The organism is Nocardia jiangsuensis (assembly GCF_042650385.1).
GTDB lineage: Bacteria > Actinomycetota > Actinomycetes > Mycobacteriales > Mycobacteriaceae > Nocardia > Nocardia jiangsuensis.
This window is the reverse complement of the sequence record NZ_JBHSAX010000006.1, coordinates 183526-203462: the sequence shown is the minus strand read 5'-3', so window position 1 is coordinate 203462 and position 19937 is coordinate 183526. Positions and strand designations below refer to the sequence as shown.

The 19937-nt window shown below is 72.5% G+C and carries 21 protein-coding genes; 10 read left to right on the top strand and 11 right to left on the bottom strand.

Annotation, left to right across the window (positions count from 1 at the left end; genetic code table 11):
* Positions 1-87 precede the first annotated feature (87 nt).
* Positions 88-342 (bottom strand): WhiB family transcriptional regulator, encoded by a 255-nt coding sequence (locus ACFO0B_RS07470; protein WP_067659745.1) that lies wholly within the window; start codon positions 340-342, stop codon positions 88-90.
* 246 nt (positions 343-588) lie between these two features.
* The gene (locus ACFO0B_RS07465; protein WP_378611574.1) at positions 589-1542 is read right to left on the bottom strand and encodes a diacylglycerol/lipid kinase family protein; all 954 of its coding nucleotides are present in this window, start codon (positions 1540-1542) and stop codon (positions 589-591) included.
* A gap of 63 nt (positions 1543-1605) precedes the next feature.
* On the opposite strand from ACFO0B_RS07465, the gene ACFO0B_RS07460 reads away from it, so the two are divergent.
* Positions 1606-2040 carry a hypothetical protein gene (locus ACFO0B_RS07460; protein WP_378611573.1) on the top strand — a complete coding sequence of 145 codons (435 nt, stop codon included), beginning with the start codon at positions 1606-1608 and terminating at the stop codon, positions 2038-2040.
* A 1-nt stretch (position 2041) separates the two neighbouring features.
* On the opposite strand, the gene ACFO0B_RS07455 is transcribed toward ACFO0B_RS07460, so the two are convergent.
* From ACFO0B_RS07455 to ACFO0B_RS07435, 5 genes are all read right to left on the bottom strand, one after another.
* Positions 2042-2710: an endonuclease V gene (locus ACFO0B_RS07455; RefSeq protein WP_378611572.1), complete on the bottom strand. Its 669-nt coding sequence runs from the start codon at positions 2708-2710 to the stop codon at positions 2042-2044.
* Positions 2710-3195 (bottom strand): GNAT family N-acetyltransferase, encoded by a 486-nt coding sequence (locus ACFO0B_RS07450; RefSeq protein ID WP_378611571.1) that lies wholly within the window; start codon positions 3193-3195, stop codon positions 2710-2712. Before ACFO0B_RS07450 ends, ACFO0B_RS07455 begins: the two co-directional genes overlap by 1 nt.
* Positions 3192-3812 carry an acid phosphatase gene (locus ACFO0B_RS07445; protein ID WP_378611570.1) on the bottom strand — a complete coding sequence of 207 codons (621 nt, stop codon included), beginning with the start codon at positions 3810-3812 and terminating at the stop codon, positions 3192-3194. The genes ACFO0B_RS07450 and ACFO0B_RS07445 overlap by 4 nt, the downstream gene beginning before the upstream one ends.
* 24 nt (positions 3813-3836) lie before the next feature.
* The gene (locus ACFO0B_RS07440; RefSeq protein WP_378611569.1) at positions 3837-5066 is read right to left on the bottom strand and encodes an Rv3212 family protein; all 1230 of its coding nucleotides are present in this window, start codon (positions 5064-5066) and stop codon (positions 3837-3839) included.
* A gap of 113 nt (positions 5067-5179) precedes the next feature.
* Positions 5180-6994, bottom strand: coding sequence for a DEAD/DEAH box helicase (locus ACFO0B_RS07435; protein ID WP_378611568.1), 1815 nt, complete (start codon positions 6992-6994; stop codon positions 5180-5182).
* A gap of 345 nt (positions 6995-7339) precedes the next feature.
* Here ACFO0B_RS07435 and ACFO0B_RS07430 point away from each other — a divergent pair, with 345 nt between their 5' ends.
* The 3 genes from ACFO0B_RS07430 (at position 7340) to ACFO0B_RS07420 (ending at position 10054) form a co-directional block, all read left to right on the top strand.
* Complete coding sequence (locus ACFO0B_RS07430; protein ID WP_378611567.1) at positions 7340-8197, top strand: SCO6745 family protein; 858 nt, start codon at positions 7340-7342, stop codon at positions 8195-8197.
* A gap of 69 nt (positions 8198-8266) precedes the next feature.
* Positions 8267-9346, top strand: coding sequence for an alpha/beta hydrolase (locus ACFO0B_RS07425; RefSeq protein ID WP_378611566.1), 1080 nt, complete (start codon positions 8267-8269; stop codon positions 9344-9346).
* 18 nt (positions 9347-9364) lie between these two features.
* A complete protein-coding gene (locus tag ACFO0B_RS07420) occupies positions 9365-10054 on the top strand; it encodes a ferritin-like fold-containing protein (protein WP_378611565.1) in 690 nt (229 codons plus the stop codon).
* Between the two features lie 74 nt (positions 10055-10128).
* On the opposite strand, the gene ACFO0B_RS07415 is transcribed toward ACFO0B_RS07420, so the two are convergent.
* Positions 10129-10959, bottom strand: a complete 831-nt coding sequence (locus tag ACFO0B_RS07415) for a helix-turn-helix transcriptional regulator (RefSeq protein ID WP_378611564.1) — start codon at positions 10957-10959, stop codon at positions 10129-10131.
* A gap of 100 nt (positions 10960-11059) precedes the next feature.
* Between ACFO0B_RS07415 and ACFO0B_RS07410 the strand changes: the two genes are divergently transcribed.
* Both ACFO0B_RS07410 and ACFO0B_RS07405 read left to right on the top strand, forming a co-directional pair.
* Positions 11060-11599, top strand: a complete 540-nt coding sequence (locus ACFO0B_RS07410) for a YceI family protein (RefSeq protein ID WP_378611563.1) — start codon at positions 11060-11062, stop codon at positions 11597-11599.
* A 97-nt stretch (positions 11600-11696) separates the two neighbouring features.
* Positions 11697-11924, top strand: a complete 228-nt coding sequence (locus tag ACFO0B_RS07405) for a DUF3107 domain-containing protein (protein ID WP_233020114.1) — start codon at positions 11697-11699, stop codon at positions 11922-11924.
* A 58-nt stretch (positions 11925-11982) separates the two neighbouring features.
* On the opposite strand, the gene ACFO0B_RS07400 is transcribed toward ACFO0B_RS07405, so the two are convergent.
* Entirely contained in the window at positions 11983-12675 is a 693-nt protein-coding gene (locus ACFO0B_RS07400) for a TetR/AcrR family transcriptional regulator (protein WP_378611562.1), read from the bottom strand.
* Positions 12676-12844: 169 nt separating this feature from the next.
* Here ACFO0B_RS07400 and ACFO0B_RS07395 point away from each other — a divergent pair, with 169 nt between their 5' ends.
* From ACFO0B_RS07395 to ACFO0B_RS07385, 3 genes are all read left to right on the top strand, one after another.
* A complete protein-coding gene (locus ACFO0B_RS07395; RefSeq protein WP_378611561.1) occupies positions 12845-13882 on the top strand; it encodes a DUF3152 domain-containing protein in 1038 nt (345 codons plus the stop codon).
* A 99-nt stretch (positions 13883-13981) separates the two neighbouring features.
* Positions 13982-15178: an adenylyltransferase/sulfurtransferase MoeZ gene (gene moeZ, locus ACFO0B_RS07390; protein WP_378611560.1), complete on the top strand. Its 1197-nt coding sequence runs from the start codon at positions 13982-13984 to the stop codon at positions 15176-15178.
* A gap of 102 nt (positions 15179-15280) precedes the next feature.
* Positions 15281-16132, top strand: a complete 852-nt coding sequence (locus ACFO0B_RS07385; RefSeq protein ID WP_378611559.1) for a TIGR02569 family protein — start codon at positions 15281-15283, stop codon at positions 16130-16132.
* Between the two features lie 51 nt (positions 16133-16183).
* On the opposite strand, the gene ACFO0B_RS07380 is transcribed toward ACFO0B_RS07385, so the two are convergent.
* A complete protein-coding gene (locus tag ACFO0B_RS07380) occupies positions 16184-17659 on the bottom strand; it encodes an MFS transporter (RefSeq protein WP_378611558.1) in 1476 nt (491 codons plus the stop codon).
* 133 nt (positions 17660-17792) lie between these two features.
* Positions 17793-18464, bottom strand: coding sequence for a FadR/GntR family transcriptional regulator (locus ACFO0B_RS07375; RefSeq protein ID WP_378611557.1), 672 nt, complete (start codon positions 18462-18464; stop codon positions 17793-17795).
* A gap of 65 nt (positions 18465-18529) precedes the next feature.
* Here ACFO0B_RS07375 and ACFO0B_RS07370 point away from each other — a divergent pair, with 65 nt between their 5' ends.
* A complete protein-coding gene (locus tag ACFO0B_RS07370) occupies positions 18530-19783 on the top strand; it encodes an MFS transporter (RefSeq protein WP_378611556.1) in 1254 nt (417 codons plus the stop codon).
* Positions 19784-19937 lie beyond the last annotated feature (154 nt).

The window sequence follows — 19937 nt, the reverse complement described above, 5'->3', positions numbered from 1 at the left end:
AGCAGAGAAGCCCGGCACCACGGGGGTGCCGGGCCGGGTGGCATCCACCGAGCCGGGCTGGGCTCGGTTTCAGCCTGCCGTCGACAACTAGACGACGGTGCGGGTGCGGGTGCGGGCGTTGCGACGCTTCAGCGCCCGGCGCTCGTCCTCGCTCATGCCACCCCACACGCCGGCGTCCTGCCCGGACTTCAGGGCCCAGGAAAGGCAGTCGGCAGTGACAGGGCAGCGAGCGCAGACCAGCTTGGCATCGGCAATCTGCGCGAGCGCCGGACCGCTGTTTCCCACCGGGAAAAACAGCTCAGGGTCCTCATCGCGACAGATGGCATTGTGGCGCCAGTCCATTCCACTGCTCCTTGTCTGGGCGCCCCGAAAGACGCTTTGGTTTGTTGGTGATCAGTTCACTTGTGCGTATCGAATGTTTCCGCACGGTTGCTTGTGAATGCTTTCACGAACACCGTAGATGTCAATAGGTCCGCGGTGCACCGTGTGGAAGCTCACGCTGCGAAGGAACCCCTCGGGGATCCTGCTCGGTCCTTTGTACTCGCTATACCCGATTCGTGCAGCCCAACCGGGCGGGTTCGGCCGGGATCACACCGGGGGGAGCGGCGGCGGGGCGATGACGCCGAGCATGTCCGGCACCGCGGTGAACTCCACCGCGGTGCGCTTTCCGAGGTAGTCGCCATCGATTTGCAGGCCGATCGGCTCGTGCGCCTCGACCCGCACCGACTTCACGTCGTCGTCCCGGAAAAGGTTGCGTGACTGGGGGTTTCCCGCCGGGCGGAGGAGCTGCCCGGCGAGCAGGAGGGTGGGCACGACGGCGGTGGTGCGGACCGCGAAGAGCCCGAGCCCGGTCTCGAACCTGGTGCCGGGGTTGGTGTGCACTGGGGTGCTCTCCAGGTAGGTCCACGGTGTGGTGTTGGTGACGAAGGCGTAATGCACATCATCAATCGGTCCGTGGCCGGGTATGTGCAGCCGAACCCTCGGTTCCCGGCCCTTCGCCCGGAAGAACTCGCGAACCGTGGTGCGGACGTACCGCGCCGGCGTCGCGGCCCTGCCCCGGGCCCGGCTCGCGTCGATCGCCGCGCAGACGTCGGCGTCCAGCCCGACGCCCGCGCTGAAGGTGAACCAGCGGTCCTCGGCGAGGCCGAGCCCGATCCTGCGGTCCGATCCGGTGCCGAGCAACCCGATGAGCTGGTTGGTAGCTGTCACCGGGTCCGGGGAGATGCCGAGCGCGCGGGCGAAGACGTTGGCCGAGCCGCCCGGGATCACGCCGAGCCGGGGCAGCCAGGCCTCGCCGTCGTGCACCGCGGGCAGCGGCAGGAAGCCGTTGATGGTCTCGTTGACGGTGCCGTCGCCGCCGTGCACGACGATCAGGTCCATCTCGTTCGTCGACGCCCACTGCGCCAGCTCGGCCGCGTGGCCGCGGTGCTGGGTGTGCGCGACGGTGAGCTGGGTCCGGCTCTCCAGTGCGTGCGCCAGCAGATCGCGGGTCGCCGCGGTGGTGGAGGTGGCGTTGGGGTTGACGATGAGCAGCGTCCGCACACCGGAAGCCTAGTTGGCGGATCGCGCCAGTGCCGCCGGGGCGGCCATCGCTAGGCTGGGCGGGTGGTCGAGAGCGACGAGAACGAGGTGCCGGGTGCGCGCGCCGCGACGCCGAACTCGGTGCGCGGCGCCGGGGCGCTGGTGGCGCTGCAGGGCGCGGTAGCGGTGGTGGTGGTGATCGTGCTGGTCGTGCGCGGCCTGCGGGGGCACGACCAGAGCCAGGCCAGCGGGTACGGCACCGCCGCCTGGTTCGGCATCCTCGGCGGCGCGGTGCTCGCCGCCGGGATCGCGCTGCTGGCCGGGCAGCGCTGGGGCCGGGCCATCGCGGTGATCGCGCAGGTCCTGCTGCTCCCGGTGACCTGGTCGCTGCTCACCGATTCGCACCAGCCGCTGCTCGGCGCGGTACTCGGCGTGATCGTCGTCTCCGCCCTCGTCCTGCTCTTCGCGCCGGGCACGAACCGCTGGATGGCCGCGGAGTACGGGGTCGACGCGCCCTGAGTCAGAGGCCGTCGCGCAGCGCGTCCCGGCACAGCCGGTCGGCCGCGCGGGTGGTCTCCGGCAAGCGGAAGTGCGGGGTCAGGGCGAGGACGAGGGCGCAGGCGGAGTCCGGATCCGCGCGGTGCCCGACCGAGACGTAGACCGGCTTGACGCCGTCCCTCGTGCGCAGCGCCCGGCCGACCACCTCGCCGTCGACCGTGACGTCGGCGCTCGCGCCGCGCTCCCGGCCGGGCTCGGCGTGCTCGCCCCAGGCGTTCTTGGCGACGCCGACGGTGGGCAGCCCGGTCAGCACGCCGAGGTGACAGGCGAGGCCGAAGCGGCGCGGGTGCGCCAGGCCGTGCGCGTCGCAGAGCAGCACGTCCGGCGGGGCGGCGAGCCGTTCCATGGCGCGCAGCGCGGTCGGGAGCTCGCGGAAGGCGAGCAGCCCTGGCAGGTAGGGGAAATCGGTGTGGCCGTGCGCGACGGCCGTGGCGACCGGCGTCAGGGTCGCCGCGTCCAGCACGACGACGGCTGCGGCCACCTCGCCCGCCTCCGTGTAGGCGGAGTCGAGCCCGGCGACCGTGCGGATGCGCGCGGGTAGCGGGGTGATCGCCACCCGGTGCCGCAGCCGCTCCTGCAGCGCGACCGCGGCGTCCGCGTCGGCGGGCAGCTCCGGTGCGGGGAGCCGCATCAGCCTCGGTCCGCGGTGGCGGCGAGGTCGGTGAGGGCGGTGCCGGCGAGGCGGTAGCCGATCCAGTCGTCCTGGGGGACGGCGCCGAGTGCGCGGTAGAACTCCAGGGAGGGGGTGTTCCAGGTGAGCACGGACCAGGCGACCCGGCTGTACCCCTTGTCGACCGCCTCGGCGGCCAGCGCGGTCAGCAGCGCCCTGCCGTGCCCGCTGCCGCGGGCCTCCGGCGTGACGTAGAGATCCTCCAGGTAGATGCCGTGCACGCCGTCCCAGGTGGAGAAGTTCAGGAACCAGACGGCGCTGCCGACCACCCGCCCGTCCGGCTCCTCGGCGACGTGCGCGAAGAGCGCGGGGGCCGGGCCGAAGAGCGCGCCGTGCAGCTGCTCGACGGTGAGCGTGCACTGGTCGGCGGCCTTCTCGTACTCGGCGAGGTCGTGCACCAGCCCGACGATGGCGGGGATGTCGGAGGGGACTGCGCGGCGGATCACTCGGGGGCTCCTTCGGGTTCGGGGACGGTGCCGACCAGGTTGTGCGCGTGCAGGGTGCGGACGTCCCGGTCGAAGCCGAGCACCGAGATCCCGCCGGTCGACATCGCGAAGCGGCGCCCCTCCAGCACCGGGAACTCGTTCCAGCGCGCGATCAGCGAGCGGGAGAGGTGGCCGTGGCCGACCAGCACCACGTCGCGCTCGAGCAGCTCGGGGAGCACCCGGCGCAGCACCGCGTCGACCCGCGCGGTCACCTGGGCGGCGGATTCGCCGCCGGGCACGGTGCCGGTCCAGATGGTCCAGTCCGGGACGGACTCCCTGATCTCCTCGGTGGTGCGGCCCTCGTAGTCGCCGTAGTCCCACTCGGCGAGGTTCTCGTCCACCCCGTCCGGGGTGAGCCCGGCCAGCTCGGCGGTGTGCCGCGCGCGCCGCCTCGGGCTGGTGCGGACGAGCGGGGCGCGCAGCGCGAGCCCGGCGAGGACCGGTCCCGCGGCCGCGGCCTGGCGCTCGCCGAGCGCGGTCAGCGGCAGGTCGGTGCGGCCGGTGTGCTTGCGCAGCGCCGACCACGGGGTCTCGCCGTGCCGGAGCAGTACCAGCCTGGCCTCGTCGAGTGCGGACATGGCACCCATCATGTCCCCCCGCGCTCAGCCCAGGGCGTGCACCCGGCCGTCGCGCAGCTCCAGCACCGTCGAACCGCTCACCGCGAGCGCCACCGGGCCGGTGCTCGCACCGCGGTCGACCGGGATCCGGCCGAGCACCTCGCCGGTGATCGGGTCGAGGACGAGGACGGCGCCCGGCGCGGGCAGCAGCAGCCTGCCCGCCATGATCGCGGGCGAGCCGATCGCCTCGGTGGCCACCCAGAGCGGGTCGAACGAGCTCACGTTCAGCGCGATCACGCTGTTGCCGGTGAAGAGCAGCGCGGCCGAGCCGATCCGGGTCAGCGTCGCCGACTCGGCGAGCGGCGCGGAGAGCTCGTGGGTGGTGACGCCGTTGCCGGTGCCGTCGAAGACCTCCAGCCGCGGCGTCGCCACGGTGCCGTCCGGGCCGGGGCCGCCGGGCAGCGCGACCAGGACGCGGTCCTCGGTCACCGCGAGCACCCTCGCGCCCGGCGCGTCCGCGCCGGGGCCGGTGAGCACCCGGGAGCCGAACTCCTCGGGCACGGTGTTGTCCTTCGGCGCCGGGTCGAGCACGGTGAGCCGGGGGGAGGCGTCGCCGGGGCAGCGCTCCAGCACCGCGAGCCGGGAGGCGGATGAGGCCGCCGAGCGCAGCTCGCAGCCGTGCCGCGGCTGGGTCTTCACGTTCACCGGGGCGTCCACGTAGCCGTACTCGAGGGTGCGCACCAGGTCCGAGCGCCAGACCTCGAGCCTGCGGTCGCCAGCGGCGAGGGTGTAGGTGCCGTCCACCGTGAGCCGGATCTCACCGTCCAGGTAGCTGCTGCGCGCGGTGCGCCTGGCGCCGGTGTCGGCGGCGAGCATGGTCGTCTGGCTGCACCCGCGCTCGTCGCGGTAGGTGGCGATGACGGTGCCGAACTGGGTCTCCAGGCCGCAGAGCGGGAGGTCGCGGCGGTAGTGCCAGAGCTCGGCGCCGGTGCCCGCGTCGCGGCCGGTGACGGTGCCGCCGTCGCCGGTGATCAGCACGGCGCCGGAGAGCAGGACCCTGGTCGAGACCGGGTCGGGGACCTGCCACAGCTCGCGCAGCGCAACCGGGACGGTGCCCGCCGCGGGCGGGGGAGCCACGGTCGTCGCAGCCGTCGCCGAATCGGTCTGCCGCGCGCCCGAGTTGACCCAGACCACCAGGGCGGCGAGCAGCACGAGCACGGCGATCCCGGCGGCGGTCAGGAGGTCGGCGCGGGTCTGCCGCTCGGGTTCGAGCACGCCCGCGAGCGTAGCGCAGGGGTTTGCCGCGCCCGGGCCTGAGCGCCCTCGCTGCTCCGGAGACGCGACCGCCGGCGCACCGTGATCGGTGCGCCGGCGGGTCGGGGGTGAACTCAGGCTTCGGCGGTGGCCTCGGCCGGGGCGGCCGCGCCCTCGCCGGCCGGCTTGCGCCGCCTGCGGCGACGACGGGCGGGCTTGTCGCCGGAGTCGTCGGAGTCCTCCGACTCGGCGTTGCCGTCGGCCGTGGCGTGGCCGTCGGCCGTGGCGGTAGCGTCGGCGGTGGCGTCGGCCGCGGCGGTAGCGCCGCGATCCGCCGCGCTGGCGGTAGCGCCTGCCGGCACGGTGTCGTCCGCGGTGTCGTCCGCGCCGGACACCTCGGCCACCGCATCGTCCGCACCGCGACGCCTGCGGCGGCGCTTGCGCGCGGGCGCATCGGCGGTATCGGCCGCCGCGCCGCCCTCGGCCGCGCCGCCCTCGGCGACCTGGGCGCCTTCGGCCCCGGAATCCAGGGGCTGTCCGGCCCGCGTCCGCCGCCGCGACCGATTACTGCGCGGCTCCCGCGCCGGCCGCTCGACGACGACCGCGTCGTCGTCCCGCTCGGCCCGCGCCTTCCGCAGGGTGCCGGTGACCCCCTCCGGAATGCCGAGCTCGGCGAAGAGGTGCGGCGAGCGCGAGTAGGTCTCGACCGGCTCCGGCATGCCGAGCCCGAGCGCCTTGTCGATCGCGGCCCAGCGGTTCAGCTCGTCCCAGTCGATGAGCGTGACGGCGACGCCGGTGCGCCCGGCCCGGCCGGTGCGGCCGATCCGGTGCACGTAGGTCTTCTCGTCCTCCGGGCACTGGTAGTTGACGACGTGCGTGACGTCGTCGATGTCGATGCCGCGCGCCGCGACGTCGGTCGCGACGAGCACGTCGATCTTCCCGCTGCGGAACCGGTCGAGCGCCTTCTCCCTGGCGATCTGCCCGAGGTCGCCGTGCACCGCGCCGACCGCGAAGCCGCGCTCGGCCAGGTCGTCGGCGACCTTCTGCGCGGTGCGCTTGGTCCGGGTGAAGATCATGGTGGCGCCGCGGGTCTCCGCCTGCAGGATCCGCGCGACCAGCTCCGCCTTGTCCAGCGCGTGCGCCCGGTAGACGAACTGCGCGGTGCGCTCGTGGATCGCGGAGTCGTGCGGCTCCTCGGCCCTGATGTGCGTCGGCCTGCTGAGGAAGGTGCGGGCCAGCGTGATGATCGGGCCCGGCATGGTGGCCGAGAAGAGCATGGTCTGCCGCTTCTCCGGGACCATGGTCAGGATCCGCTCGATATCGGGCAGGAAGCCGAGGTCGAGCATCTCGTCGGCCTCGTCCAGCACCAGCACCCCGACCTTGCCGAGGATCAGGTGCTGCTGGTCGGCCAGGTCCTGCAGCCGGCCGGGGGTGCCGACCACCACGTCGACGCCTGCGCGCAGCGCGGCGATCTGCGTGTCGTAAGGGCGGCCGCCGTAGATCGAGGTGACCTTCAGCGGCCCCTGATGGTTGCGCAGGTACTTGCTCGCGTTCTCCAGGTCCTGGGTGACCTGGATGCACAGCTCGCGGGTCGGCACGATGACCAGTGCCCGCGGGGTGCCGTCCAGCGGGGCGGTGCCGTCGGCGCTCGCGATCCGGTGCAGCAGCGGAACGCCGAAGCCGTAGGTCTTGCCCATTCCGGTGCGGGCCTGACCGATCAGATCCTCACCCGCGAGCGCCAGTGGCAGGGTGAGTTCCTGAATGGCGAAAGTACGTTCGATTCCCCGCTCGTCGAGCGCGCGCACGATTTCGTCGCGCACCCCCAATTCGGCGAATGTGGGAGCAGTGTGGGTCGCATCCAGTTCTGCGGTCAGCAGCGTCTCCGCCAGCCCCGGTTCCTGTTCGACAGTGATCTTGCTCAGGTTCGTGCCTTTCCTCGTCGATCGCATCAGCGCGCACGAGGTGTGGGGGCCGGTGGCCCGCGACGACCACGTTTCTCCTCGGACGACACCCGCTCGGCTCGCTGCCGGACGATCGGGGCAGGCAGCCCCTGGACGGGGCCCGCTCGCAGGATCGTCGGCGCGGCGCGGCAGTGCCGCGGATTCGGTGCGCGCACATTTCCTGGCAACGGAGTCCCGAGATCGGGCGCGTTTCGCCGGGTCGATTACCCGGCAAACTTCCGTTGTCCGCAATGATTGTAGCGTGCTATTGTTCCGCGCTCGGAATGCCGGGTTCGCACAATTGCGTCCGCCCGCCCGTTCGTCCTCGGTGAACGCCCACGTACGCTGCCGCGCATGGCAATTCATCCGGCCCGCCGAATCTGGACGACGCTAGAGCCGCTGCACGATGTGGTCTATTTCGGGTCCGGGGTCAAGGAGGCGGGTACCGCCGTCGGGCTGCGCGGGTACTGGCAGACCTACTTCGCCTTCCGGGCCGCGCCGCTCGGCGCCGTCGGCCCGGCCGCGGTACTCGCCACCTTCGCCGGTTTCCACCGGTCCATGGTCACCAGGGCGCTCCCGGACGCCTGGGCCCGCGCGACCCCGGAGGCCTGCCTGACCGCCCGCTCCGCGATCGCCACCGAGCTGCTCCGCGGTGCGGGCGCGGGCGCGGCGGAGTGCGCCCGCGCGGTCGAGTTGCTCGCGCCGGTGCAGCGGGCCGCCGACCCCACCGGCCGCCCGCTCTTCGCCGCCAACGCGGCGCTTCCGCTCCCCGCCGACCCGGTCGCCGCGCTCTGGCAGCTGGCGACCGCGCTGCGCGAGCACCGCGGCGACGGGCACGTGGCCGCGCTGGTCGGGGCTGGCGTCACCGGGCGGCAGGCGCTGGTGCTGCAGGCGGCGGCGGGCAAGACGCCGGTCTCGGTGATCCGGCCCGCGCGCGGGGTCTCCGAGCGGGAGTGGGCGGACGCGGTGGACGAGCTGCGCGCCGCCGGGCTGGTCTCGGGCGAGCCGGACGGCCCGACGCTCACCGGCAGCGGTGCCGCGCTGCTGCAGCGGGTCGAGCAGGTCACCGACGAGGCGGCCTGGAACGGCGCGCTGGCCGCGCTGCCCAGCGATGCCGCCACCGAGCTCACCACCTCGCTGGCGCCGCTGGTCGAGGCGGTGCAGCGGGAGATCGTCCCCGCGGTGAGCCCGGTCGGGCTGCGGCGGGAGTGACGGCGTGGTCCTCGTCACGAAACCGAGTTACCCGGTACCAGCGGTACCGTGATGTGCGAGATTGATGCGGTGAGCATCGTCGCCGCTGTTTCCCGCGCCGCCCGCAACGCGCTGGCGTTGACCCCGTTCGGCTCCGGCGTCGGCGCGCCGGAGCCGATGCCGTCCGACGTGCTGTGCGCCGAGCCGCACCTGACGCTGCGGCGCTACCACCACCCGGGCCCCGCCGACGCCCCCGCGGTGCTGCTGGTCCCGCCGCTGGCCGCCCCCGCGAGCTGCTTCGACCTGCGGCCGGGGCAGAGCGTGGTCGAGTTCCTGCGCGGCTCCGGCCGGGCGCCGTACCTGGTCGACTACGGGCCGGTGGGGTACACGGACCGGCGGATGGGGCTGGCGGACTGGATCGACCGCATCCTGCCGGAGTCGGTGCTGCGCACCTCGGCGGATCGCGGTGGCGCCCCGGTCGACCTGGTCTGCTGGTCGCTCGGCGGCACGCTCGCGCTGCTCACCGCGGCCGCGCACCCGGAACTGCCGATCCGCTCGGTCACCGCGGTCGGCTCGCCGCTGGACTACCGCAGGATGCTCGGCGTGCCGCAGCTTCGGCTACTGGCCGCGCCCACCGGCGGGCTGCTCACCTCCGCGGCGATCCGGGCCGCAGGTGGGGTACCCGCGCCGCTGACCAGGCTCTCCTACCGCCTCTCGGCCTGGGACCGCGAGCTCACCAGGCCGTTCTTCGTCGCAGGCAACCTGGCGAACACCGACGCGCTGGCCAGGATGCAGACCATCGATCGGTTCCTGGCCGACATGGCCGGCTACCCCGGCCGCTTCATGGACCAGGTCTGGCGGCGCTTCGTGCTGGCGGGCGACCTCGAGTCCGGCGTGCTCCGGCTCGGCGGGCGCCGGATCGCGCTGGCCGACGTCGCCGCGGCGGTGCTGCTCGTCGGCGGCCCGCGCGACGCCATCACCCCGGCCGGTGCGGTGCAGGCCGGGCTGCGCACCCTGACCGGTGCCCGCGCGCTGCGGTACGAGACCGCGCCCGGCAGCCACCTCGGCATCCTGACCGGCCCGGACGCCGCCCACTCCACCTGGACCTACCTGGACAAGTTCCTCACCGAACAGGTCGAGGTGGCCGGTGGGGTCGCGCCGGTCCGGTAGCGGGCTACGCTGATGCGCATGGGAGTCGAGTCGCCTGCTGCCGACGTGTCCTCGTCCGAGCCGGCCGTGCCCGCGGAGCATCCAGGGGTGAACGATCTCTTCGCGGTCCTCGCCTACGGCGAGATCTCCGCCTTCTACCGCCTGGCCCAGGAGGCCGCGCTCTCGCCGACGCTGTCCGGCAAGGTGCTCGCGGCGAAGATGGCCGCGGCCGAAATGAATCATTTCCGCACGCTGGAGGTGGCGCTGGCCGAGCGGGGCGTCGACGTGTACGCGGCGATGGACCCCTTCATCCGCGCACTCGACGACTACCACGCCTCCACCGATCCTTCGACCTGGCTCGAGTCGATGGTCAAGTTCTACGTCGGCGACGGGATCGCCGCCGACTTCTACACCGAGATCGCCGGCTCGCTGCCGACCGAGGTCGGTGCCGTGGTGCGCGACGTGCTCGCCGAGACCGGGCACTCCCAGTTCGTCGTCGACGAGGTGCGGAACGCGGTGCAGGAGAACCGCTCCGAGCGGGATCGGCTCACGCTCTGGGGCCGCAGGCTGCTCGGCGAGGCGATCACCCAGGCGCAGTACGTGATGGCGCAGCGGGACGACCTCACCGAGCTGGTGCTCAGCGCCACCGGCGACCTGAACGGCATGGCGAAGCTGATCGAGCGCATGCAGGCCGGGCACGCCGCGCGCATGTCCGCGCTCGGCCTCTGAGGCCGGACGGGCACAGCGCGGGCACCCGCCGCGAGCGCGAGACCGGAGCCGGCGCGATGCGCCGTGGCCTGCCGCTATTCGTTCGCGGCGCGGTCGCGCACCAGCCGTAGCCCGGGCTCACGGGCGAGGGCGCGGTCCGGCAGCCACACCACGACGGTGTGATCGCCCTGCGTCTCCAGCGTCTCCGCGGTGATCGTGACGGCGCCGTGCACCGGGTGCTCCAGCCGCAGCGGGGTCGGGGCGGGCCGAGCGGCCAGCCGCGGCGCCCAGCGCTGCGCGAACTCGGGGAGCTGCCGTAGGTCGTCGATGATCTCGCGCAGCTCCCGGTCCGCCGGCCAGCGGATGCTCGCCCGGTAGAGCATGGCGGTGAAGGCCTCGGCGACGGCGGCCCGGTTGCGCAGCACCCGGTGTGCGGCCTCGTTCCGGAACACCCAGTAGGCCAGGTCGGCGGGGTGCTCGAGCAGGCCGAGCGGCTCGGCGAACTCCTCCCAGGCCGGGTTGCCCGCCAGCACGGTGAGGCCGCGGCCGAGCACGAACGCCGGGGTGGGGTCGAGCGCCCGGAGGATGGCCTCGACGCTCTCCGGCACCACCCGCGCGGGTGCGTGCGCGCCTGGGCAGCGCTCCTCGCGGCCGGCGGTGAGCGCGAGCAGCCCGAAGTGGTGCCGCTGGGCATCGTCGAGCAGCAGCGCGCCGGCCAGCGCGTCCACGATGGCGAGCGACGGATTGATGTCCCGGCCCTGCTCCAGCCGGGCCAGGTAGTCCACGCTCACCCCGGCGCGCACCGCCACCTCCTCGCGGCGCAGCCCCGGGGTCCGGCGGCGGCCTGCGCCGGGCAGCCCGACGTCGGCGGGGCGCAGCTCGGCCCTGCGCGCGACGAGGAACTCGGCGAACCTGTTGCCTGACATCGCTCCATCATGCCGAATCCGAGGAGCGGTAACCTCGCCCTGCCGGGGCCAGGACAACCGCGGCCTTGGTACCCCCGCCGGGTACGGGCACCGTGGAGCCATGACCACGAGCACGAACGACACCCTGCTGAAGCCCGGCGCCTGGAACCTCGACGCCCATCACTCCTCGGTCGGCTTCACCGTCCGGCACCTCGGCATCGCCAAGGTGCGCGGCCGGTTCACCAGCTTCGAGACCGAGTTCGCCGTCGACGAGGCCGGGCTGGCCACCGTCGGCGCCACCATCCAGCTCGACTCCTTCGACACCGGCAACCCCGGCCGCGACGAGCACGTGCGCGCCGCCGACTTCCTCGACGTAGCCAACCGTCCGACCCTGACCTTCCGCGCCACCGCACCGGTGCGGGTCGCCGAGACCTTCACCGTCGAGGGCGAGGCCACGCTCGGCGACAAGAGCACCCCGGTGACGCTGGAGGTGGAGTGGGGCGGCGTCCAGCAGTTCCCCGGCGACGAGAAGCTGCACGCGGGCTTCTCCGCCACCGGCAGCATCGACCGCACCGCGCTCGGGGTCGGGGCGCCCGCGCCGGGATTCCTGAGCAGCGCGGTCAAGATCGAGCTGGAGATCCAGCTGGTGGAACCGGCCTGAACTGTTCGCTGACAGCGGAGCGGCCGTGTGCCGGGCCGGTCGCGGGCTCGACTAGCCTGGGTCCGACAGCACAGGACTCTAGGTTCGGAGGTTGACCGTGGAGGTCAAGATCGGTATTTCGGATAGCCCGCGGGAGCTCGTGATCGCCAGCTCGCAGACCCCGGCCGAGGTCGAGTCCCTGGTCAGCGGCGCGCTCGCCGGCGAGAACGGTGTTCTGTCGCTGACCGACGAGAAGGGCCGCAAGTACCTGATCCAGGCCGCCAAGGTGGCCTACGTCGAGATCGGCGCCTCCGCCGCCGGCCGGGTCGGCTTCGCCGCTGTCTGAGCCTGTCGCCGACGACGAGGGCCCCGCACCGATTCGGTGCGGGGCCCTCGTCGTCGGATCAGGGGCGCTCGAGCGGGTGCTGCAGCGGGATGTGCGAGAGCCCGCCCCAGGCCAGCGCGACGGTGGTGTCCACCGCCTCCTCCTTGGGGATCGGGCGATCCGCCTCCAGCCAGTACCGCGCCGTGAACTGGCTGGCGCCGACCAGCCCGACCGCGAGGATGCGGGCCCGGTACGGGTCGAGCCCGGAGTCGTGCGCCACCACGTCGAAGACGGCGTCCACGCAGGCCTCGGTGGCCTGCTCGACCCGGCGCTGCACCTGCGGCTCGCTGGTGAGGTCGGACTCGAAGACCAGCCGGAAGCCCTGCTGCTCGTTGTCGACGAAGTCGTAGTACGCCTGGACGGCGGCACGCACGCGCTGCCGGTTGTCGGTGGTCGAGCGCAGCGCCTGGCGCACGCTGGAGACCAGCATGTCGACGTAGTTCTGCAGCACGGCGACGTACAGCTCGAGCTTGCTGGTGAAGTGCTGGTACAGCACGGGCTTGCTCACTCCGGCGCACTGCGAGATCTCGTCCATCCCGGAGGCGTGATAGCCGCGGAGCACGAAGACCTCGCTCGCGGCCTGGAGTAGCTGCTGCCTGCGCTCGTCGCGCGGCAGCCTGGTGCCACGTTTGGTCGCGGTCGCACCGCGGTTGCCCGCGGGCTTGGGATCGGGCGACGAGTTGCGCGCCATCCGATCCACGAGGTCAGTCATTTCGGCTCTCCCAGTCGACGCCCCGGCAAGAATGGGGGTTTGCACCGGGTATCCCAAGCACGATACCAATTGTCGGGCGCCGCCCGTGCCCGGCCGTGATTACCGGCCCAACCCCGCTGCGGCATGCGGCGATTCGGGGCAGACTGGCCGCTGTGAGAGTCTGTCTCCCGTGACCGACCGACCGGAACCACCCTCCGGCGCCGAGCTCGACCGCCTTCCCGTCGCGGCCGGTGGGGCCCCGCCCGTCCTGTACAGCCCGCCGGATCGCTCCCGCCAGCCGCTCTCCGCGAGCTGGAATCCGATCGAGGACGGCCCGCCTCCGGGCGAGCCGGAGCCGCCGCGGCATGGCCCGATCCGACGGTTCCTCGCCACCTACGGCTGGCGAGCCTACGCGCTGCCGGTGCTGCTCATGGTGACCGTGCTGGTCGGGGTGGACGCCGTGCGCGGCGGCGGGCCGCCCGCGGTGGTGGCGGGCGGGGCGCCCGGCTTCGGCACGCTGAGCCCGCGCGCGGACGACGTCGGCATCATCGGCGCGCCGCCCGGCGACGGGAAGTTCCCGGCCGACCTGCCCACCGGCGCGCTGCCGGACGGCGGGCCGTTCACCGAGGTCGGGGCGGGCACGTGGCGGGTCGTCCCCGGCGGCACCGAGCAGGTGGGCCACGGCACGCAGTACGTCTTCCGGTACACCGTCGAGGTGGAGGACGGGGTCGACACCGCGGCGTACGGCGGTGACGCGGCGGTCGCCAAGATGGTCGACTCCACGCTCGCCAACCCCAAGAGCTGGAGCCATGATTCGCGCTTCGGCTTCCGCCGGGTCGACCAGGGCGACCCGGACTTCCGGGTGGCGCTGAGCACGAGGGCGAGCACCAGGAAGTCCTGCGGCTTCGACATCCCGATCGATTCGTCCTGCTACAACGCCGACTCCGAGCAGGTGGTGCTCTCCGAGGCGCGCTGGGTGCGCGGGGCGCCCGCCTTCGAGGGCGATATCGGCTCCTACCGGCAGTACCTGGTGAACCACGAGATCGGCCACGCCATCGGCTACCACCAGCACCAGCCCTGCGAGACCGACGGCGGGCTGGCGCCGGTGATGATGCAGCAGACCTTCGGCACCGACAACAACGCCATCGCCACGCTCGACCCGAGCGGGGTCGTCCCGATGGACGGGAAACGTTGCCGGTTCAACCCATGGCCCTACCCCCGGGGGTGAGCGCGGTCTCCCGGTGCGCGACGATGGCCGGGAAGAACCGGCCGGTCACCGGCGTTGCACGGAGAAATCCACCGGCCATCGAGGCGAGGAGCCCTTGACGTGTCATCACCGAAGTCGCTGCCGCCACTGGTCGAACCGGCCGCCGAACTCACCAGGGACGAGGTGGCCCGCTACAGCCGCCACCTGATCATCCCTGACCTCGGCGTCGACGGGCAGAAGCGGCTGAAGAACGCCAGGGTCCTGGTGATCGGCGCGGGCGGGCTCGGTTCCCCCGCCCTGCTCTACCTGGCCGCGGCGGGCGTCGGCACGCTCGGCATCGTCGAGTTCGACGAGGTGGATGCCTCCAACCTGCAGCGCCAGGTCATCCACGGCGAGTCCGACATCGGGCGGCCCAAGGCGGACAGCGCGCGCGACTCCATCCTGGAGATCAACTCCGGCATCGACGTGCGGCTGCACAAGATCCGGCTGGAGCCGGAGAACGCCGTCGAGCTGTTCCGCGAGTACGACCTGATCGTGGACGGCACCGACAACTTCGCCACCCGCTACCTGGTGAACGACGCCGCGGTGCTGGCGGGCAAGCCCTATGTCTGGGGCTCGATCTACCGCTTCGAGGGCCAGGTCTCGGTCTTCTGGGAGGACGCCCCCGACGCGCCGGATGGTGAGAAGCGAGGCATCAACTACCGCGACCTCTACCCGGAGGCCCCGCCGCCGGGCATGGTCCCCTCCTGCGCCGAGGGCGGCGTGCTCGGCGTGCTCTGCGCCTCGATCGGCTCGGTCATGGTCACCGAGGCGATCAAGCTGCTCACCGGCATCGGTGAGCCGCTGCTCGGCCGGCTCATGGTCTACGACGCACTGGACATGAACTACCGCACCATCAAGCTGCGCCGCGACCCCGAGCGCAAGCCGATCACCGAGCTGATCGACTACGACGCCTTCTGCGGCGTCGTCTCCGACGAGGGCCAGGCGGCCGCCGCGGGCTCGACGATCACCGCCCGCGAACTCGAGGCGCTGCTCGCCGCGGACAAGGTCGAGCTCATCGACGTGCGCGAGCCGGTGGAGTGGGACATCGTGCACATCGACGGCGCCACGCTCATCCCCAAGGACCGGATCCTCTCCGGCGAGGCGCTCGCCGAGCTGCCGCAGAACCGGCCCATCGTGCTGCACTGCAAGACCGGGATCCGCTCGGCGGAGGCGCTGGCCGCGCTCAAGCAGGCGGGCTTCGCGGACGCGACGCACCTGCAGGGCGGCGTCATCGCCTGGGCCAACCAGGTGGACAAGACACTGCCCGTGTACTGACCGCGGCCGCTGGTAACAGCGGAAGCTACGGATGTGCTACAGCGGTTTCCCGCTGCGGCGCGGCGACCGTCGGGGTTCCGGGAGCGGAGTTACGGTACCGCCGTGACCTCCGAGGAACCTCCCGATCACGTGCGCGCCACCTTCGGCCTGCAGTCGGTGACTCCGGTGTCGCTGGGTGACTGGGACGGCGGCTGGTTGCTCGACGATGTGGTGCTCAGCCCGGTGGCCGACCACGCGCGCTCCGCGTGGTCGGCCCGGGTGCGCGAGACGCTCGCGGTGGACGGCGTGCGGCTGGCCCGCCCGGTGCGCGCCACCGACGGCCGCTACGTCGTCTCCGGCTGGCGCGCCGACTACTACCTGGACGGCGTCCCCGAGCCACGGCACGACGAGGTGGTCTCGGTCTCGCTGCGGCTGCACGAGGCCACCGCGGGCCTGGAGCGGCCGCGCTTCCTGGTGCAGCCCCCGGTCGCGCCGTGGCTGGACGTCGACGTCTTCGTCGCCGCCGACCGCGCGGCCTGGGAGGCCATTCCGCTGCGCAGCCTGCGCGGGGCGGGCGCGCCGCCGCCCACCTCGCCGGACGGCATCCGCAGCATGGAGCTGATCGGCCAGCTGGCCACGCTCCGCCGCCCGGTGCGCACCCCTTCGCAGCTGGTGCACGGCGACCTCTTCGGCACCGTGCTCTTCAACGGCCTCAGCACGCCGGGCCTCACCGACATCACCCCCTACTGGCGCCCCACCGCCTGGGCCGCCGGGGTGATCGTGGTGGACGCGCTCTCCTGGGGCGGCGCCGACGACGGCCTGCTGGAGCGCTGGGGCGAGCTGCCCGAGTGGCCGCAGATGCTGCTGCGCGCGGTCATGTTCCGGCTCGCCGTGCACGCCCTGCACCCGCGCTCCAGCGCGGAGGCGTTTCCCGGCCTCGCCCGCACCGCCGACATGGTCCGGCTCCTGGTCTGAGGACGCGAACGGCGCGCCGGGGGCTCCGGCGCGCCGTTCATCGTGCGGGGATCAGACGTTGGCGTAGGCCAGTGAAGGCCTGCGCTGCACCGCGAACGAGGAGCGCAGGTAGAACCACCAGGTCACCCCGGCCATCACCACGAAGGCGACGGCGTAGGCCCAGAAGGCGGGCGCCATGCTGCCGAAGTTGATGTTCGACAGCCGGAGCGCCTGCTGCAGCAGGTACCCGCCGGAGGCGCCGACCGCACCGATGACGCCGATCGCCGCGCCTGCCTGGCGCCGGGCCGATGCCGTCGCCTCCGCGGCGCTCATGCCGTTCGCATCCGCCCGCCGGGTGGCCTCGGCGCTGAAGATCGACGGGATCATCCGGTAGGTGGAGCCGTTGCCGATCCCGGTGAGCACGAACAGCAGCAGGAACGAGATCAGGTAGAGCGGGAAGCTCTTCATCTCCAGCGCCGCCATGATCAGTACCACCGCGACCGCCATCCCGCCGAACACCCCGACGGTCATCCGCGCGCCGCCGACCCGGTCCGAGATCCAGCCGCCGAACGGCCTGCTGAACGAACCGACCAGCGCGCCGAGGAAGGCCAGGTTGCCGAGCGTGGTGATCCAGCCGATCTGCGCCAGGTCCGGGAAGTTGGCCTTGATCAGGGTCGGGAAGGCGAAGGAGAAGCCGATGAAGGAGCCGAAGGTGCCGATGTACAGGAACGACATCACCCAGGTGTGCTGGTTGGTGAGCGCCAGCTTGTAGGAGCGGCCGTCCGACTTCGCGGTCGCGATGCTGTCCATGTAGCGCAGCGCGCCGAAGGTCGCCACCAGGATGAACGGCACCCACACCAGCACCGAGAGCGTGATGCCGAAGCGGTACCCGGCCGGGTCCTTCGCGGTCAGGTGGGTGCCGAGGGTGATCAGCAGCGGCAGCACCAGCTGGGTCTGCGCGACGCCGAGATTGCCGCCCGCGGCGTTGATTCCGAGCGCGGCGCCCTTCTTGCCCTCGGGGAAGAAGAACGAGATGTTCGCCATCGACGAGGAGAAGTTGCCGCCGCCCACACCGGCCAGCGCGGCCAGCACCAGGAACACCCACATCGGGGTGCCCGGCTGGTTAACGAACCAGGCGAGCCCCAGCGTCGGGATCAGCAGCATGGCCGCGCTGAACGCCGTGAACGCGCGGCCGCCGAAGCGTGGGATGGCGAAGGTGTACGGGATCCGCAGCGCCGCGCCGACCAGGGTCGGGGTGGAGGTGAGCAGCAGTGCGTTGCTCACCGCGACGGGATCGCCCTTGCCCAGCCCGGCCAGGAACGGGAAGCCGGCGGCGCCCATGCTGGTCACCACGGTTCCCCAGATCACCCAGACGCTGAAGCCGAGGTTCTCCGCGAACACCGAGAAGGCCAGGTTCTTCGTCGCCGTGCGCTTGCCGCCGGACTCCCAGAACTGCGTGTTGTCCGGCTCCCAGCGCTCCAGCCAGCGGCCGCGCTTCTGATGGGTGAACGGTTCTGTCTGCGTACCGGATTCGGCCACCGCTGTCATCGGATTCCTTCCCCTCGACACCTCGGTCCAGAAAAAGGTAGGAAACCGTTGTTGCGTCCCTGTGGCCCCCGGTGACGCCGACGGCAATTCCCGCTCACATCGGCGGCGGCCGGGTGGTGACCCTTCGGTTACCTCAGTGCTCCGGGTACTCGGCGATGAGCGAGCCGAGGAAGCACTGCGCGGCCCGCTCGGCGCGCTCCTGGTCGCCGTCGATCACCGCCCGCACCAGGTCGGTGTGCTCCTCCTCGTACCCGGCGGGCTGCTTCACCGCCCGCGCGGCGATCACCCGCTCGATGGTCGGCAGCAGCGAATCGTAGAACTCCAGGTACACCGCGTTGTGGCTGGCGACCACGATGGCGCGGTGCAGCTCGACGTCGGCGGCGACCGAGCCGGCGTCGTAGTGATCCCAGTTCTGCTCGTTGCGCACCGCGAGCAGCCGGAGCAGGTTCTCGATGTCGGTGTCGTCGCGGCGCCGCGCGGCCAGCCCGGCCGCGGTGGTGTCCAGCGCCTTGCGCAGCTCGAGAACGTCGCGCTCCTCGGCGCCGGCGAAGTACTTGCCGAGCGCGGTGCCGACCTCGGAGGCGGCGATGACGTAGGTGCCGGAGCCCTGCCTGCGCTCCAGCATGCCCGCGTGCACCAGCGCCTGCACCGCCTCGCGCACGGTGTTGCGGCCGGTGCCGGTGAGCTCGGTGAGCTCGGGTTCGGTGGGTATGCGCGAGCCGATCGCCCAACGGCCGGAGCGTATTTCGGCTCGCAGCTGTTCGGTCACCTGGGCGATGAGGCTGGTGCGCCGGACGGGTTGCACCGCAACAGGGTACCGCTGCTCACATCGGGTTGCCCCACATCATCGGGTCATCCTATGATTCCTGGGTGACTGCCACCCTCGACCCATCGGCGACCGAATCCACGTCGACGCAGCCTGCGGCGCGTCGGCGTGCGTTGCTGGAGGGTCGCCTGCTGGTATTCGCCGCGATCGTGATGTCCGCCTTCACCCTCCGGGTGGCGGTCACCGCGTTCAGCCCCCTGGCCGAGCGGATCGGCGCCGAGATCGGCTACGGCACCGCGGTGGTCGGGGTCTTCGGCATGATCCCCACCGCCGCCTTCGCGCTCTCCGGCGTGCTCGCGCCGCTGCTGGTGCGCCCGCTCGGGCTGGAGCGCACCGCGCTGGTGGCCATGCTGGCCGCGGGCACCGGCATGCTGATCCGCGCCACGGTCTCCGGCACCGGCGCGCTGCTGGTCTTCTCCGCGCTCGCGCTCATCGGCATGGGTATCGGCAACGTGGTGATCCCGCCGCTGGTCAAGCGGTACTTCCCGGACCGGGTCGCGGTGCTCAGCGCGCTCTACATCACCATGGTGCAGCTCGGCACGGTGCTGCCCGCGCTGGTCGCGGTGCCGCTGGCGGAGGCGCAGGGCTGGCGGATCTCGATCGGGGTCTGGGCGCTGGTCGGCTTCGCGGCGGCGGTGCCGTGGTTCGCGGTGCTGCGCCTCCGGCGCGGCCGGGACCGCGCCGACGGCACCGCGCTGCCCGAGGCCGGTGTCGTGCGCGGCCGGGTCTGGCGCTCGCCGGTGGCCTGGGGCATGGCCGTCATGTTCGGCATGACCTCGCTCTCCACCTACGCGATCTTCGCCTGGCTGCCCGCCGTGCTCGTCGACGCGGGCGCCGACGCCGCGTTCGGCGGCACCATGGTGGCGCTCTTCGCGCTGCTCGGGCTGGTCGCGGCGCTCGGCTCGCCGGTGGTGATCGCCCGCTTCGCGAACCCGTTCCCGATCGTCCTCGGCTGCGCGGTGTGCTTCTGGGTGGCCTTCGCCGGGCTGTACTTCGCGCCGATGGCGGCCCCGGTGCTGTGGGTGGTGATCCTCGGCCTCGGCCCGAGCACCTTCCCGATGGCACTCACCCTGATCAACCTGCGCACCCGCACCCAGGAGGGCTCGGCCGCGCTCTCCGGCTTCGCGCAGGGCGTCGGGTACGCGGTGGCCTGCGTCGGCCCGCTGCTCTTCGGTGTGCTGCACACGGCGACCGGCGGCTGGGCCGCCGGGTTCGGGTTGCTCTCGGTGGTGGCGGTGGTGATGCTGCTCGGGGCCTGGCAGGCCTGCAAGCCGCGGATGCTCGAGGACAGCTGGTGATCCGGTTGCGCCCCGCGCCCGCCCGGTTCATGCTGTAGGTCACACCTCACCGGCGGCAACCTGCGGTTTCGGCTCTTCGTGACGCGACGAGAACCGTTGTGTCACATGCCCGAAACATAGCTCCGGGTCTCACCCCCATGCCGTGCGGCAGGTG